General features: G+C 69.9%; 13 protein-coding genes and 3 pseudogenes. 5 read left to right on the top strand and 11 right to left on the bottom strand.

Translation table 11 applies throughout. The features are described from left to right. Positions 1-32: 32 nt before the first annotated feature. The 3 genes and pseudogenes from ABGB01_RS12590 to ABGB01_RS12580 all read right to left on the bottom strand — a co-directional run. The gene (locus tag ABGB01_RS12590) at positions 33-218 is read right to left on the bottom strand and encodes a nitroreductase/quinone reductase family protein (protein WP_347773448.1); all 186 of its coding nucleotides are present in this window, start codon (positions 216-218) and stop codon (positions 33-35) included. A 652-nt stretch (positions 219-870) separates the two neighbouring features. Then, positions 871-1623, bottom strand: a complete 753-nt coding sequence (locus ABGB01_RS12585; protein WP_347773447.1) for an ABC transporter permease — start codon at positions 1621-1623, stop codon at positions 871-873. Between the two features lie 53 nt (positions 1624-1676). Further along, positions 1677-2324: pseudogene (locus tag ABGB01_RS12580) on the bottom strand (ATP-binding cassette domain-containing protein); the annotation flags it as partial. Between the two features lie 87 nt (positions 2325-2411). On the opposite strand from ABGB01_RS12580, the gene ABGB01_RS12575 reads away from it, so the two are divergent. Together ABGB01_RS12575 and ABGB01_RS12570 are read left to right on the top strand one after the other, a co-directional pair. Then, positions 2412-3515: a histidine kinase gene (locus ABGB01_RS12575; RefSeq protein ID WP_347773446.1), complete on the top strand. Its 1104-nt coding sequence runs from the start codon at positions 2412-2414 to the stop codon at positions 3513-3515. Next, positions 3512-4141 (top strand): response regulator transcription factor, encoded by a 630-nt coding sequence (locus ABGB01_RS12570; protein ID WP_347773445.1) that lies wholly within the window; start codon positions 3512-3514, stop codon positions 4139-4141. Before ABGB01_RS12575 ends, ABGB01_RS12570 begins: the two co-directional genes overlap by 4 nt. A 104-nt stretch (positions 4142-4245) precedes the next feature. Here ABGB01_RS12570 and ABGB01_RS12565 read toward each other — a convergent pair whose 3' ends face one another. The 3 genes and pseudogenes from ABGB01_RS12565 to ABGB01_RS12555 all read right to left on the bottom strand — a co-directional run. Continuing rightward, on the bottom strand, positions 4246-4719 hold the full coding sequence (locus ABGB01_RS12565; protein WP_347616522.1) for a TniQ family protein: 474 nt from the start codon (positions 4717-4719) through the stop codon (positions 4246-4248). After that, a pseudogene (locus ABGB01_RS12560) lies at positions 4716-5619 on the bottom strand (TniB family NTP-binding protein). The gene ABGB01_RS12565 and the pseudogene ABGB01_RS12560 overlap by 4 nt, the downstream one beginning before the upstream one ends. A gap of 140 nt (positions 5620-5759) precedes the next feature. Continuing rightward, positions 5760-6343 (bottom strand): annotated as a pseudogene (locus ABGB01_RS12555) (Mu transposase C-terminal domain-containing protein); the annotation flags it as partial. Positions 6344-6719: 376 nt separating this feature from the next. On the opposite strand from ABGB01_RS12555, the gene ABGB01_RS12550 reads away from it, so the two are divergent. Further along, positions 6720-7637, top strand: a complete 918-nt coding sequence (locus tag ABGB01_RS12550; protein WP_347773444.1) for a CDP-diacylglycerol diphosphatase — start codon at positions 6720-6722, stop codon at positions 7635-7637. A gap of 356 nt (positions 7638-7993) precedes the next feature. Here the strand turns inward: ABGB01_RS12550 and ABGB01_RS12545 are convergent, their stop codons facing one another. Further along, positions 7994-9157 carry an acyl-CoA dehydrogenase family protein gene (locus ABGB01_RS12545; protein WP_347773443.1) on the bottom strand — a complete coding sequence of 388 codons (1164 nt, stop codon included), beginning with the start codon at positions 9155-9157 and terminating at the stop codon, positions 7994-7996. Between the two features lie 125 nt (positions 9158-9282). Here ABGB01_RS12545 and ABGB01_RS12540 point away from each other — a divergent pair, with 125 nt between their 5' ends. Further along, a complete protein-coding gene (locus ABGB01_RS12540; protein ID WP_347773441.1) occupies positions 9283-10596 on the top strand; it encodes a UDP-glucose/GDP-mannose dehydrogenase family protein in 1314 nt (437 codons plus the stop codon). 1 nt (position 10597) lies between these two features. Here ABGB01_RS12540 and ABGB01_RS12535 read toward each other — a convergent pair whose 3' ends face one another. The 3 genes from ABGB01_RS12535 to ABGB01_RS12525 all read right to left on the bottom strand — a co-directional run bounded on the left by ABGB01_RS12535 (position 10598) and on the right by ABGB01_RS12525 (position 13235). After that, entirely contained in the window at positions 10598-11515 is a 918-nt protein-coding gene (locus ABGB01_RS12535; RefSeq protein WP_347773439.1) for a GNAT family N-acetyltransferase, read from the bottom strand. Positions 11516-11580: 65 nt separating this feature from the next. After that, positions 11581-12090 carry a 5-(carboxyamino)imidazole ribonucleotide mutase gene (purE, locus tag ABGB01_RS12530; RefSeq protein WP_347616533.1) on the bottom strand — a complete coding sequence of 170 codons (510 nt, stop codon included), beginning with the start codon at positions 12088-12090 and terminating at the stop codon, positions 11581-11583. Continuing rightward, positions 12087-13235 carry a 5-(carboxyamino)imidazole ribonucleotide synthase gene (locus ABGB01_RS12525; protein WP_347616534.1) on the bottom strand — a complete coding sequence of 383 codons (1149 nt, stop codon included), beginning with the start codon at positions 13233-13235 and terminating at the stop codon, positions 12087-12089. The genes purE and ABGB01_RS12525 overlap by 4 nt, the downstream gene beginning before the upstream one ends. A 206-nt stretch (positions 13236-13441) precedes the next feature. On the opposite strand from ABGB01_RS12525, the gene ABGB01_RS12520 reads away from it, so the two are divergent. Continuing rightward, positions 13442-13924, top strand: a complete 483-nt coding sequence (locus tag ABGB01_RS12520; protein ID WP_347773437.1) for a GtrA family protein — start codon at positions 13442-13444, stop codon at positions 13922-13924. Here the strand turns inward: ABGB01_RS12520 and ABGB01_RS12515 are convergent. Further along, entirely contained in the window at positions 13908-15185 is a 1278-nt protein-coding gene (locus ABGB01_RS12515; protein ID WP_347616536.1) for an ATP-binding protein, read from the bottom strand. The genes ABGB01_RS12520 and ABGB01_RS12515 overlap by 17 nt on opposite strands. Positions 15186-15189: the final 4 nt, after the last annotated feature.

The raw sequence follows: 15189 nt of genomic DNA, 5'->3' as shown, positions 1-15189 counted from the left end.
GACACGCAAGCGGCAGGCGCACGGTCGGTTCGTCAGGCCGTGGAGTTGCTCGACGAGGGCTGGGGTGATGGGTGTCCGTCCACACGCTCCAGCACGACGACGGGGATCTGCCTGCCGGCCGCTGCCTCGAACTCGGCGAACTTCGGGACGAGCGCCACCTCTTTCGCCCAGAGCCGCTCGCGCTCCTCGCCCATGCCGAAGAAGGGCTCGCGGCTCATCACCGTCGACGGTGCCGTCTTCCGCTGGCGTGTCCGCCGCAAGCCGACCTACTGCCAGGGCAACGGCTGGACCCCGCTCCGCTTCGCTGTCGAGCGAGCCGAGGAGCCGGGCGGCGTTCTCGTAGTGTCACTTCCCTGCGCCCGGCCGGACAACTGGCTGGGAAAGCGAACGATCGCGATCCGTCCCGTCCTCGTCGCCGGATGCATCCGGCGGGCCGTCGACCGAGGATGGAACCCGGCGCAACCGGGCTCGCCCTTCACCCTCACCGTCGCTGAGGACCAACTGGCCGCGCTCTTGGGCGAACCGCCTCAGTACCTGGTGCCGTTCCTCTGGGGCATGATCCCGGAAGGCGGCGGCATCGAAGACCTCCCTCGATGCACTCAAATCTGGAGTCGAGACGAACCGAACATAAACCATGCTGTCGGTTTTCGAAGTCGCCTGCACGGATGCGCGGAGTGGTCTGCACACCCGCAGCGGGTGCGGGCGTGCAGACCATCCGTGGTGATGTGCGGCTTAGCGGTGGGTGGCCGCCTGAGCCTGGCGCGAGCGCCAGCGCCGAAACACTGCTTTCTCGACGAGAACCTGCCGGTGGATGAACCGTCTCTACGGATACGGCCTGGCAAGTGTGGCAGCTCAGGCAGCACCTGGGCGTCAGGATCCGTGGCGGGATCGCTCGTTGGTGATCACCGCGATCAACAGCGGGATCACCGCCCACGCGGCGAGCGCAGTGAACGCCGTCCAGGTTGGCATGATGTCTGGGACCTGCTCGATCAGCTGGAGGGCCGGGTACGCCGGCAGAAACGGGCTGATCTGCTCGCCCCAGGGCAGGTTCATGGCGAGGAACGGCAGCACAAGAACGATCGCCACCAGCGCCGCGGTCGCCACGGCGCCGTTGCGCAGGATCGTGCCGAGCGCCAGTCCGAGCAGCGTGGTGACCACGATCATCAGCGTGCCGCCGGCGATCACCGTCCAGGTTCCGGCAGGCAGCAGCGAGGGGTGGAACTCCGCGGCGACGAACCGCCCGAAGAGATAGCCGGGCACGGAGATGAGCAGCGAACCGCCGACCGCGGCTCCGCTCAGGACTGCCGCCTTGGCCATCAGCACGCGGGCCCTGGACGGTGTTGCGACGAACGTCGTGTCGATCATGCCGGACGCGTGCTCGCCGCTGATGCTCATCGTGCCCAGCATGCCGAGCGGCAGCTGGGCCAGGACCACTCCCACGTACACGGCCACGACGATTCCCATGGCGGCCTGATCGCTCGTACGGGCGGGATCCCAGCGCGAGATGACGGCGGAGGCGCCCAGCACGGTGAGCGCGAGCGACACCAGCACCCCGATGCCCAACGCCCACCAGGTCGAACGCAGACTCCGAAGTTTGATCCACTCGGCGGCGACCGCGCTCACGGGGCGCTCCTTTCGATGACGTTCATGAACGCGTCCTCCAGCGACATGCCCGGGCCTACCAGCTCTGTGATCGCGGCGTCGGCGCGCAACCTGCCCTGGGCGACGACGATCAGATGATCGGCCGTGACCGCCATCTCGCTCATCAAGTGGCTCGACACGAGCACGGTGCGGCCCTCGGCGGCGAGGGACTTGAGCAGGCCGCGCATCCAGCGGATGCCTTCGGGATCGAGTCCGTTGGTGGGCTCATCGAGCACGAGCACTTCCGGGTCGCCCAGCAGAGCCGCGGCGAGCCCCAGCCGCTGCTTCATGCCCAGCGAGAATCCGCCGACGCGCTTGCCTCCCGCGTGGCCGAGCCCCACGAGCTCCAGCAGCCCGCCGATGCGGGTGCGGGAGATGCCGTTGGAGCGGGCCAGCCACCACAGGTGCTGCTCTGCCCGCCGCCCGCCCTGCACCGCGGTCGCGTCCAGCAGCGCGCCGACCTGGGTGAGCGGACTTTTCAGCTCCCGGTAGGGCATGCCGTTCACTGTGGCCCGTCCGGCGGTGGGCTGGTCGAGGCCGAGGAGCAGCCGCATGGTCGTGGTCTTGCCGGCGCCGTTCGGGCCGAGGAAGCCGGTGATCCTGCCGGGCGAGACCGTGAAGGAGAGGTCGTCCACGGCAAGTGTCTGTTTGAAGCGTTTGGTCAGTCCGGTGACTTCGATCATGTCTCTCACGATCTGCCGCAACCGGCCCGTCGCGCATCGGTCTTGGGACCGATACGGCCGGCCCGGCGACCGGGCTAGGTTCATACCGTGCGCGAACAGATCCGACTTCCCCTGCTGAGCCGGGTGCCGGCCTGGGCCTGGGTGACGATCGACGCCGGAATCGCCCTGGTCTTCGCGGCCTCCTTCATCGGGCTCGCCTCATCGAGGAACCTGTCGGAGCCCGACGTGGTGGACTACGGGGCGGCCCTTGTGACGAGCCTGCCCGTAGCGGTCAGGCGGTTGTGGCCGCGCTCGGTGTTCGTGATCGTCCTGCTGGGCGGTCTTGGGATGCGCGAATTCCTCATCCCGCACGCCGACCTGCTCTGCCTGCCTCTTGCGCTGTACACGCTGGCCACGCGGAGCAAGGCTGTGCTCCCGCTGCTCGTGGCGGGCGTGGTCACCATGCAGGGCGTGGTGGAACTCCCGCTTTCGGTGGTGGTGCGTGACCAGCTCGGGCTGGTGCTGGCGATCTTGGCAGCTTCATGGGCCACCGGTACGGCTGTGCGACAGCGCCGGCTCTACACCGAGCAACTCGCCGCGCAGGCGGAAGAGCGGGCGCGTGCGGAGGCGATGGCGGAGCGGCTGCGCATCGCCAGGGAGTTGCACGACGTCATCGGCCACAGTCTCAGCACGATCGCCGTGCAGGCGGGGGTGGCAGGCCATGTGGGCGGGGCGGAGGAGATGGGCCACGCGCTGGCCTCGATCGAGGAGACCAGCAGGTCGGCCCTACGTGAAACCAGGCAGTTGCTCGGTGTGCTGCGTGAGGACGGCGAGGCCGAACTCGCCCCCGCCCCGGGACTGGCCGATCTCGACGCGCTCGTCATGAGGACCAGGGCGGCGGGCCTGGAGGTGGAGCTGCAGATCAACGGCGATGTGGGCGGGGAGATGAAGCCGACGGTCTACCGGATCGTGCAAGAGGCACTGACCAACGTGCTCAAACACGCTGGAGCCCGCCATGCCCTGGTGCGGATCGAAGGGCAAGAGGACGGGCTGACGGTGGAGGTCACCGACGATGGCACGCGAGGCCAGGCACGGCCGTACGGACACGGCCTGACAGGGCTGCGCGAGCGCGTGCACCTCTTCGGCGGCGAGTTTGAGGCAGGGGCTCGCCCCGTGCGCGGCTTCCGTGTGATGGCCAGGCTGCCGCTATGATCAGGGTGCTGGTGGCCGACGATCAGGCGCTCATCAGGGCGAGCTTCCGCAGGTTGATCGACTCCGCGCCGGGGTTCCAGACAGTTGGTGAGGCGGCGACGGGCGCGCAGGCGGTGACAGTGGGTGCTCGCGATCGTCCCGATCTGGTGCTCATGGACGTGCGCATGCCGGAGATGAACGGGATCGAGGCCACGCGTCGCATCTGTGCCGACTATCCGCAGACGCGCGTGCTCATGGTGACCACCTTCGACCTGGACGAGTACGTCTACGGAGCGCTCCAGGCCGGCGCCGCGGGCTTCCTGCTCAAAGACACTCCACCCGCCGAACTGATCAGGAGCATGAACGTCATCGCGTCGGGCGAGTCGCTGCTGGCGCCGACCGCGACGCGGCGGTTGATCCAGCGGTTCGTGAACCCGCCATCGCGGGCGGGTGGCCTCGACATCACCGAACGCGAGCGTGAGGTCCTCGTCCTGGTGGCCCGGGGCATGTCCAATGCAGAGATCGCCCAAAGCCTGTACGTCAGCCTCAGCACGGTGAAAACGCACGTCAGCAACCTGCTGACCAAGCTCGATGCCCGAACTCGCGTCCACCTGGTCATCGCCGCCTATGAGGCTCGCCTTGTCTGAGGAGGTCTCTTTCTCCGCCGCCCAGTAGATAAAGATCATTTGTTTGATGAGCGCGCGATCCGCGCGCGGCTTGTGCAGCCTCAGGACCCATGTAGCCTGCTGTTTCACAGGCGACCACCTATGAAACACGCGTCGCGGCCGAATGCGTCCAGGGCGAACGCTGTTTCATAGGTCGGTGCAAACAGATGGACGACGTGATATCCGGCCCGGCCCGGCGGCAGTAGCACCGAGTCCTGCCGGACGTAGGCAGAGAAGGCCTGCCAGCCGTCGGCGGGATTCAAGGTGTCGGCCAGCCACGGCACGCATCCGGTGATCGTCATCCGGCGCAGCCGGCCCACCTCGATGCCGGTCCGGGCGGCGAGCGCGTGCACGATGATCGTGGGCGTCTGGTAGTCCAGGTCTGCGCCGCGGTCGAACTGTGCCGTCGGCGGGCCGAGGTTGTGCGTCAGCAGCTGCTCGACCGACAGACGGTACAGCCCGGCGAGACGGCCGAGCCAGGAGGTGAGCGCCTCGCCGGGGGCAGGCTCGGGGTGGACGGGCCAGCGGCGCACACCGCCCGGCAGGTCCGCGCGTGTCACACCAGCTCGCATTCGAACTTGCGGCGCCGCTCGGTCGGGCCGGCGTAGCTCGCCAGGAGCAGGGTGCGCTGGTTGATGGCCTCCTCGCCGGACTCGATCGCCGCGGCGGCGGCCTCGGTGAGCAGTGCGGCCAACTCCCCGATGGTGCCCTCGCTGCGGGTCAGCAGGTAGTCGGTCATCTCCGGGGTGGCAAGGTGGGAGGGGCGGCGCAGCGGGAAGGCGGCGGCGAAGCTGGCCATCAGGGTGCTCGCCTCCCGGTCGGGCTGCCAGCGCGGCAGCACGAACGGGGCGAAGCGGTTCTCCAGTTGGTCGTCGGAGCGGATCGCCAGATAGGCGTCCCGGGTGCCGACGCCGACCAGCGGAATCTTCAGTTCGTTGCCCAGGAAGCGCAGCAGGTTGAGGAACTCGCGGCGCGCCTCACCGCGGCCGGCCAGCACGTTGTGCAGTTCGTCGATCACCAGCATCCGCGCGCCGGCCTGCCGCAGCAGCCGCACCGCGAGCTGCTCCAGCTCGGCCAACCGCTGGCGGGGCCGCATTGGCGCGCCGAGCGCGGTCAGCAGCGCGGTGTAGAAGCGGGCCACGTGCGGGTCGGAGGGCATCTGCACCATCAGCACCGGGATCTCCTCCCGGTCCGGGTGCGAGGTCGGCGCGTGCAGGCGCCGGAACTTCTCCAGAATCATCGACTTGCCGTTGTTGGCCGGCCCGATCACCAGCAGGTTCGGCATGCTTGGCCGGCCAGTTCAGCAAGGTGTGCAGCTGGTCCAGTGCCTGCGTGGCGCGGGTGTAGCCGATCCACCGATCCGCTCGCACCCGGGCCAGCCGTTCGGCGGCGGGCAGCCGGGCCACCGGCCGGGCGCTTTCATGCAGGTGCGACAGGTCCTCTGCCGGCCCCGGCTCCAGCTCGATCTCCGGCCCGGTCTTCGGTTCGCTGTTCACCACTGCTCGATCACCTCGAACGGCCGCACCGGCGTGTCGTCCACGCACCCCTCGGCCGGCGGCGAGGTCGGCGGCGAAGCTGCTCGCGGCGCGGGGGTCGCCGAGCGACGCTCGACCTCCCGGCGGGCCCGGCGGGTCTTGGCCGCGCGTTCTCAGTGATCTGCCGCATCTGCTCCACCATGGCGAACAGGGCGTTCTCATCGACCTGGGCGCGGCCGTCCTGGCGCAGCCGGGCGATCGCGGCGCGCTGTTCCCACACGCTGATCGGCGGGCGCGACAGCATCCGGTACGGCACCGCCAGGTAGGCGTGCCCGTCGGGGTCCAGCACCCAGACCCGGGAGAGGTCGCGCGGGTCGCGGCGCAGCACGAACTTCTCCAACCCGTCGCGGCGGGCGATCCAGGGCTTGAGCACGTCGCTGTAGTACTGCACGTGGTCGATCGTGAAGCCGGTCCGCCTCAGCGTCCGCCGGATCACCGGCAAGAAGTCGACCAAGAACGCGGTCTCGCTGGTCACCGTGGCCGGACGGCCGCTGGCCGCGACACCTTCGGCCCACCGTCCGGCCGGGGTCTGGCCCAGCGTGCCGTGCACCTGGCCGTGGTAGGCGGCCACCGCCAGGGCCAGCCACCTGTTCAGCTCCAAACCCTCCGCTTCGCCGCGCGGAGCGGTGTACGGGCGTGGGCCGGGGAGGTGCCGCTCGAGGACGCCGCAGCCGCCTTCGCCAGGGCGACCAGCGGCGCGGCCCGTTTCCGCATGGTGCTCGTCACCGGGAACTGACCACCGACCGGCTGCCATCTCAGGGAGTACGTGGCACGCCAATTGTCGACCTCGTGATGACATGTGCCGGTGCGAGTGGATGGGCGGACATCGCGAAGAGCGTCTCGTTCTCGCCAGCGAAGGCCCAAGTCTCGAACCGGTAGGTTTCGACCGCTGATCGCGAAGGGGAGCATTCTGATTCGTGCGTGCCGACTCCCCGCTCGGGGGACGGCACCGCGAAGGCGCTGTTCGGCTCTCGGTCCGAGAGCGTCTCCGGCCGTGCGCCGGACCTGTACTTCCCGTGTGGCGGATGCTCGCGGAGATCTTGGGGTTGTTCATGGGTGAGAACGGCATGCCGGAAAACGCGACGGACAGGCTGACCCGGCGCCGGTTCGTCCGCTTCTCCGGCGCGGCCGGCGCGAGCGTCGTGCTCGCCGCCGCCGGCCAGGACCTGGCGGCGGCCGACGGGCCGACGCCACCGCCCCCCACCGTTGGAGGCCCCGACCCGGCCGTGTGCGGCAGCACCAGCAGCACGGATTCCCTGTGGGTCTCGATGCAGCGCTGCCACAGCACCAACAGCTGCCTGCAGAACGGCGACGACTACGTCGTGATGCCCGGCAACAACAACGCCTCCGGGTACACGAACTACATCCTCGTTCCCACTCAGCGGATCAACGGGATCGAGTGCCCCTGGATCTGCAACAGCCACGCCCCCAACTATTGGGACGCCGCGAACTACTTCGCCACGAGGCAGCCGACTGTGGTGCGGCCACCGGTTGGGCTGGGGATCAACTCGCAGCGCGCCCGGAACTTCAACCAGCTCCACATCCACATGGCCACCGCACGGCCGGTGTCCCGGAGCGACCTGGAGTCGCAGCAGGGGAGCGCCGCTCACAACGTCGCGGACTGGGCGCACACCCGCGTGTCGGTCCGCGGGTTCAGCGAGCAACTCGGCATCCTGCCGCACGTCTACCGGGTGCTGATCTGGCCGGGGTTCAGCCACGACAACCTCTTCGACATGCTCCGGACCATGCTCGTCCACGCGATGGGCCAGGGCGCGACCGTGGCCGACGCCCAGGACCAGATGCGGTTCCAGACGCTGATCGTGATTCCTCGGACGTCCGGCGGCTACTTCATCGTGAACAGCGAGAACCAGCTGCGCGACCCGAACAACCGCCAGCTCGTCGGGACCGACACCTGCGACCCGCTGCTCCTCCTGCACCCCTGAGCGCGTCAGCTCGCCTCAGAGACCGCTCTGGACGGGGCCGTTCCGGACCGGGGCCGCCCATCCCGCCCGCCGAATGCATGCCAGGCCGAACGACCTCCGCCATATCCAGGCGACCACGCTGCTCCTGGCCGGCTGGCCCTCCATGTCGTCGCGGCCCGCCTCGGCCACGCCGGCCCATCAATCACTCCCAGGGTCTACGCTTACGTGATCCGCGCAGCGGAAGCCTCGGTAGAGGTGTTGGCAAGATCCCGAGATTGTCCTGACGAACACGAAGGCCCGCTCCACCTTCGGTCGACCCCTGCGCGCTCGACATCGCATGGTTGAGCGCGTCCTCGACCAGCCCTGCAGGTCACCGCCTACTTCAACAGCTGCCTGGCCATCACCACGCGCTGGATCTGGTTGGTGCCCTCGTAGATCTGAGTGATCTTGGCGTCGCGCATCATCCGCTCCACCGGGAAGTCCTTCGTGTAGCCGTACCCGCCCAGCAGTTGTACCGCGTCCGTCGTGATCTCCATGGCGGCGTCCGAGGCGGCGCACTTCGCGGCGCTGGACAGGAAGGTGAGGTCCTTCTGGGGTTCGCCGTGCATGGCGCGCTCCGACTTCGCGGCCGCGTGGTACGTCAGCTGCCGGGCCGCCTCCAGTTTCATGGCCATGTCGGCGATCATGAACTGCAGCCCCTGGAAGTCGGCCACGGGCCGGCCGAACTGCTTGCGTTCCTTGACGTAGCCGATCGCGTAGTCGAGGGCTCCCTGGGCGATGCCGAGGGCCTGGGCGGCGATGGTGACGCGGGTGTGGTCGAGGGTGGCGAGGGCGGTTTTGAAGCCGGTGCCAGGGTCGCCGATCATGCGGCTGGCCGGAATGCGTACGTCGTCCAGGATCACCTGGCGGGTGGGTGAGCCCTTGATGCCGAGTTTCTTCTCCTTGGGTCCGAAGGAGACGCCTTCGTCGGATTTCTCGACCACGAAGGCGGAGATGCCGCGTGCCCCGGCGGACGGGTCGGTGACCGCCATGACCGTGTAGTACTCGGAGACGCCGGCGTTCGTGATCCACATCTTGGTGCCGTTGAGCACGTACGTGTCGCCGTCCGCGACCGCGCGGGTCTTCATGGCCGCCGCGTCCGAGCCCGCCTCCGGCTCCGACAGCGCGTACGAGAACATGGCCTCCCCCCGGGCGACGGGCGCCAGGTAGCGGGACTTCAGCTCTTCCGACGCCGAGAGCAGCAGCGGGACGGTGCCCAGCTTGTTGACCGCGGGGATCAGGGAGGACGACGCGCACGCGCGGGCGACCTCCTCGATGACGATCACCGTGGCCAGCGCGTCCGCCCCCGCGCCGCCGTACTGTTCGGGGACGTGGGCGGCGTGCAGGTCGGCCGCGACGAGCGCCTTGTAGACGTCCCAGGAGAACTCCTCGGTCTCGTCGGCCTCTGCGGCGTGCGGAGCGATCTTCTCGTCGGCCAGGGCGCGGACGGTCTCCCTGAGCATGTCGTGTTCCTCGGCGGGCGCGTAAAGGGGGAAGCTCATGCGACGAATACTAGGACGTCCGACCATCTTGTTACCAGCGGGTACGGTTTGCAAAAGGGAGGAGGTGGCACGAAGGAGATAGCGCGGGCCGGTAACATGCCTCAGCGATCGAAAGGAGCTCTCTCGTGCCATATCGCCTCACGGTGATCGGGACCGGATACCTGGGCATCACCCATGCGGCGTGCATGGCCGATCTCGGATACGAAGTCCTGGGCCTCGACATCGACGCCGACAAGATCAACCGGCTCAACAACGGGCAGCTCCCGATCCACGAACCCGGGCTCGAAGAGGTGCTCCAACGCGGGCTCGAGTCCGGCCGCCTGCGCTTCACCTCCTCCTTCGAAGAGGTCGCCGCCTTCGGCGACGTGCACTTCCTCTGCGTCGGCACCCCGCAGAAGCGCGGCGAATACGCCGCGGACGTCTCCTACGCGGACAGCGCCATCGAGTCCCTGGCCCCGCTCCTTGACCGGGAATGCCTGGTGGTGGGCAAGTCCACCGTGCCCGTCGGCACCGCCGAGCGGCTGGCCGACAAGCTCGCCCGGCTCGCCCCCGCGGGCGCCGAGGCCGAGCTGGCCTGGAACCCCGAGTTTCTGCGGGAGGGTTTCGCGGTCAGGGACACGCTCCACCCCGACCGCATCGTGCTCGGCGTGCGCAGCGAGCGGGCGGAGAAGGTGCTGCGCGAGGTGTACGAGCCGCTGGGCGAGATCCCGTTCGTGGTGACCGACTATGCGACGTCCGAGCTGGTCAAGACGGCCGCGAACGCCTTCCTCGCCACCAAGATCTCCTTCATCAACGCCATGGCCGAGGTCTGCGAGGCCGCCCACGCCGACGTCAAGCAGCTGTCCGAGGCACTGTCGTACGACGACAGGATCGGCGGGCGCTACCTCAACGCCGGGCTCGGCTTCGGCGGCGGCTGCCTGCCCAAGGACATCAGGGCCTTCATGGCGCGGGCCGGCGAGCTGGGCGCGGACCAGGCGCTGACGTTCCTGCGCGAGGTGGACGACATCAACATGCGCCGGCGGGCCCGCATGGTCGACCTGGCAAGGGAGCTGGCGGGCGGCTCCTTCCACGGGTGCACCGTGGGCGTGCTGGGCGCCGCGTTCAAGCCCAACTCCGACGACATCCGCGACTCCCCCGCGCTCAACGTCGCCGTGACCATCGGCCAGCAGGGCGGACAGGTCACCATCTACGACCCGATCGCGCTCGACAACGCTCGTAAGGCTCATCCCGAGCTCAACTATGGCGATTCCGCCGTCGAGGCGGTGCGCGGGGCGCACGTGGTCCTGCTGCTCACGGAGTGGCAGGAGTTCCTGGAGCTCGATCCCGAGCAGCTGGGCGCGGTGGTCGCCACCCGGCGCATCGTCGACGGCCGCAACTGCCTCAACCCCGAGTCGTGGCGCTCAGCCGGCTGGCACTACCGTGCCCTGGGCCGACCGTGAGTCATCGCAGGTGGAGCACCCACTGGGTGGTCAGCGGGCGATAGCCGCGGCGCGCCCAGAACGGCGTGGACAGCGGGTTGGGCAGCGCGTGGTGGAGCATCATGGACGACACCCCGCGCTCCGACGCGTGGCGGTGGGCCACGTCGACGAGCGGCGCGCCCACGCCGCGGCCCCGCCAGGCCGGCTCGACGTACATGACCCCGAGGTAGGCCACGGGCGAGTCACGTACGTCCTTGCCGATCCAGCGGGAGCGGCCCGGCGGCTGGACGATGACGCAGCCCACCGGCCGGCCGCCCGTCTCGGCGACCCAGCACCACTCCAGCGGCAGCACCTCCGCCGCCACGAGCTCCTTGATGCGTGCCGGCGTCGAGTCACGCACGGCCACCCAGCCGAACTGCGCGTCGTAGGCCACCAGCCGCTCGTACATCCGCACGACGGCCTCCGCGTCATCCGCGGTGGCCCGGCGGACGGCGGGCGCGCCCACCTCGCGCTCACCGAGCCGGCCGGCGCCGGGCGTGCGTGCCGAGCGCTCACCGAGCCGGCGGACGGCGGCCACGGAGATGGGTGCGAACCCCCGCACGGCCAGAGCCCTGACCGGCGCGGTGTCCCTGCTCGGCCACGACACGGCCAGCGCCTGCCCGGGGCCGGGATCGCGTAACCCCGCCATCCACCGGTCGAGCAGCCCGCCCAGCGCGGCCTCGGGCTCGGGCCCGCCGACGCGGGCCTGGAGCCGGTGGACGACGAGCGGCGACCAGGAGGCGCGCAGGTCGCCCCGGTCGATGCGGTCGACGGAGGCCAGCCCCGCGGCGTCGCGGGTCTCCAGCCGCACCCCGCCCGCGCCGGGCAGCCCTTCGTGTCCTGCGACCAGCGGGTCGGCCGCCCGCACCCGGGCGGCATGGCCCCTGATCACGTTGTCCATCCACGGCACCCTAGCCGTACGGCCAGGCCCGTGCGAGCGCTTTCCCAGGGGCGTCCGCGCCTGGGTCAGAGCTCGGCGGCCTCGGCCCGCAACCGCTCGCCCTTGGCGTACGCCTGCTCCTTCAGCCGCGCCTGGAACTCCTCCATGCGCGCCCGCAGCCCGTCGTCGGAGGCGGCGAGAACGCGTACGGCCAGCAGCCCCGCGTTGCGGGCGCCGCCGACGGCCACGGTGGCCACCGGCACCCCGGCCGGCATCTGGACGATCGACAGCAGGGAGTCGAGACCGTCGAGGTGTTTGAGCGGCACCGGCACCCCGATCACCGGCAGCGGCGTGACGGAGGCCAGCATGCCGGGCAGGTGGGCGGCGCCCCCCGCACCAGCGATGATCACCTGGAGGCCGCGGGAGGCGGCCTGGCGGCCGTAGTCGATCATCTCGACCGGCATGCGGTGGGCCGACACCACGTCGGCCTCGAACGTCACCCCGAACTCGGCGACCGCCTCGGCGGCGGCCTTCATGACGGGCCAGTCGGAGTCGCTGCCCATGACGATGCCGACGCGCGCCGCGGGCGCACTCATGTGTACTCCCCGGTGGTGAGGTAAACGGCGGCGTGGCGGGCGCGGGCGCGCACCTGGTCGAGGTTGGAGCCGAGGGCCGTCACGTGGCCGATCTTGCGGCCCGGACGCACCTCCTTGCCGTAGAAGTGCAGCTTGATGCCCGGATCGTGGGCGAGCACGTGCTCGTAGCGCTTGAACAGGCCGGGGTCGTCGCCGCCGAGCAGGTTGGCCATGACGACGACGGGCGCGGTCATCGTGGGCGAGCCGAGCGGCAGGTCGAGCACCGCCCTCAGGTGCTGCTCGAACTGCGAGGTCCTGGCGCCCTCGATCGTCCAGTGGCCGCTGTTGTGCGGCCGCATGGCCAGCTCGTTGACCACCAGCCCCTGCGTGGTCTCGAACAGCTCCACCGCCAGCAGCCCGGTCACCCCCAGCTCGTGGGCGATCTTCAGGCCGATGCGCTGGGCCTGGGCGGCGTCTTCGGGGTCGAGCCCGGGCGCGGGGGCCAGCACCTCGACACAGATGCCGTCCTCCTGCACGGTCTCCACGACCGGGTAGCTGACGCCCTGCCCGTGCGGCGAGCGGGCCACCAGCACCGCCAGCTCCCGCTCGAACGGCACGAACGCCTCGGCCATCAGCTCGACGCCGGACGCGAACGCCTCCGCGACGTCGGCGGCCGACCTGCACACCCACACGCCGCGGCCGTCGTAGCCGCCGCGCACGGCCTTGAGCACCACCGGCCAGCCGTGCTCGCCGGCGAAGCGCTCGGCGTCGGCGGCCGTGCCGACCCTGGCCCAGGCCGGGCAGGGCACGCCGATCGCGGTCAGCCGCTCGCGCATGACCGCTTTGTCCTGGGCGTGCACGAGGGCCTCGGCCCCCGGGTGCACGGTGTGGCCGTCGGCGACCAGGGCCCTGATGTGCTCGGTGGGCACGTGCTCGTGGTCGAACGTGATCGCGGCGCAGCCCTTGGCGAACGCGCGGAGGTCGCCGAGGTCGCGATAGTCTCCGACCCGCGCGTCGGTGATCACCCGGGCGGCGCTCTCGCCGGGGGCCGCGGCCAGCACCCGCAGTTCGACGCCGAGCGCGATGGCGGGCGGCTGCGTCATCCGGGCGAGCTGGCCGGCGCCGACGATGCCCACGACCGGTCCGATAGGGCTGTAGGAACTCACGCCAGGTGAGCTTACCGGGACGGAACGACTTCCCTGACGGGCGGCCCTTCCAGATCATGGCAGGTTAGCGGGCTTGGCGGGGGTTAGGACGATTTCGCGATGAACGTTCCTTTGCGCGGTATGTTCATCTGTCTGACACCGGGCCTGCACGGTGACCGGTACGCTGAGTTGGTCAGGCTCGACAAGGGAAGGGACCGAGCAGAGACGTGGACTTCGCCAAACGCCTCTACGAGCGGTTCGCCTCCCTGCTGCACGAGCTGGCCAAGTTCGGCAGCATCGGGGCCATCGCGTTCCTGATCGACACCGGCGCCTACAACCTCTTCCTGCTGGGGGTCGACGTGGGGCCGCTCACCTCCAAGGTTTTCGCGACCACGATCTCGGCGACGTTCGCCTACCTGGGCAACCGCTACTGGACGTTCCGGCACAGGGAGCAGAGCGGGCTCGGGCGCGAATATTTCCTGTTCTTCCTGCTCAACGGCATCGCGCTGCTGTTCGGGCTGCTGGTGATCGGCTTCACCACGTACACGCTCCACCTCGACGACCCCCTCAGCGCCAACATCGCCAACATCATCGGCGTCGGGCTCGGCACACTGTTCCGCTTCTGGTCGTACAAGAAGTGGGTGTTCCTGGAGGCCACCGAGCCCATCCCGGTCGAGCTGCCCGAAGCCGGGGTCAAGCAGGACCGCTGACCACCCGGTTGCCGCCGTTCTCCTCCGCGGGGCGCAGGAAGACGGCGAACGTGGCCGGGCGCCGGCGCACCAGCTCCAGCCGGCCGCCGTCGGCGGCGGCCAGCGCGCGGGCCAGCGTCAGGCCGAGTCCGGTGCCTCCGCCGCCGCTGACGTTCCGCTCGAAGATCCTCGGGGCGATCTCGTCGGCGATGCCCTGGCCCTCGTCCGCGACCTCGATCACCACGTAGTTGTCGCCGCAGGTGGACGTCACGGTGACGGCGCCGCCGCCGTGGCGCAGGGAGTTCTCCAGCAGCGAGGCGATCACCTGGCCGAAGCCGCCGGTGGTGGCCATCGCCTTCATCCCGCGGGTGCCGTCGAGCCGGATCTCGCGGCCCGCGTCGCGGAAGACCGGCTCCCACTCGATGATCTGCTGGCCGAGGATCTCGTCGATGGCGACCGGATGTGCCTGGGCGTGCCGCTGGCGGCGGGCCGCGGCCAGCAACTCGTCGATCACGGCGGTGAGCCGCTCCGCCTGGACGATCGCCGCCTCGCCCTCCTCTCGGACGACCTCCGGCTCGTCGGAGGAGGCGACGATCTCCTCCAGCCGCATGGTCAGGCCGGTCAGCGGCGTGCGGAGCTGGTGGGAGGCGTCGGTGGCGAACTCGCGCTCGCGGGTGAGCAGGTCGGAGATGCGGGTGGCGCTGCGGTCGAGCACCTGGGCCACCCGGTCGAGCTCGGGGATGCCGTAGCGGTGCTTGCTCGGCCGCGCGTCGCCCGAGCCGAGCCGGTCGGCGATCTTCGCCAGGTCCTGCAGGGGGAGCGTCAGCCGGCGTGACTGGACCACGGCCAGGCTCACGGCCACCGCCAGAGCGGCCACGGCCAGAGCCACGATGAGCAGCAGGCGGGCGGCCACGTCCTGTTCGACCTGGTCGCGGTCGCGACTGATCCGGACGTAGACGCCGGTGTTGGTCTGGGCGTCCTCCGTCATGAGGTGGCCGGACGGCGGAGGCGAGCCGACCACGGTCACCCGGAGGGGGGTTCCGTGCTCCCAGATCTGGATGTATCTTCCCGGGTATTTCTGCTCCAGCTGCTGGGGGTCGAGTGGCGTCTCCTGGACACGGGCGTATTCCACCTCTCCCACGAGACGCTTGGCTTCGGACCCAAGCTCCTGAGCCGCTTCGTCGACGATCAGGCGACTCACCACGACGCCCAGGGGGACCCCCAGCAACAGGACCGCGATGACCGCGACGACCAGGGTGGAGGTGAGCAGTCGGCGGCGCATCCGC

Origin of the sequence: Nonomuraea sp. B5E05 (assembly GCF_039880665.1) — a bacterium.
Classification (GTDB): domain Bacteria; phylum Actinomycetota; class Actinomycetes; order Streptosporangiales; family Streptosporangiaceae; genus Nonomuraea.
This window is presented reverse-complemented; position numbering and strand designations above follow the sequence as displayed.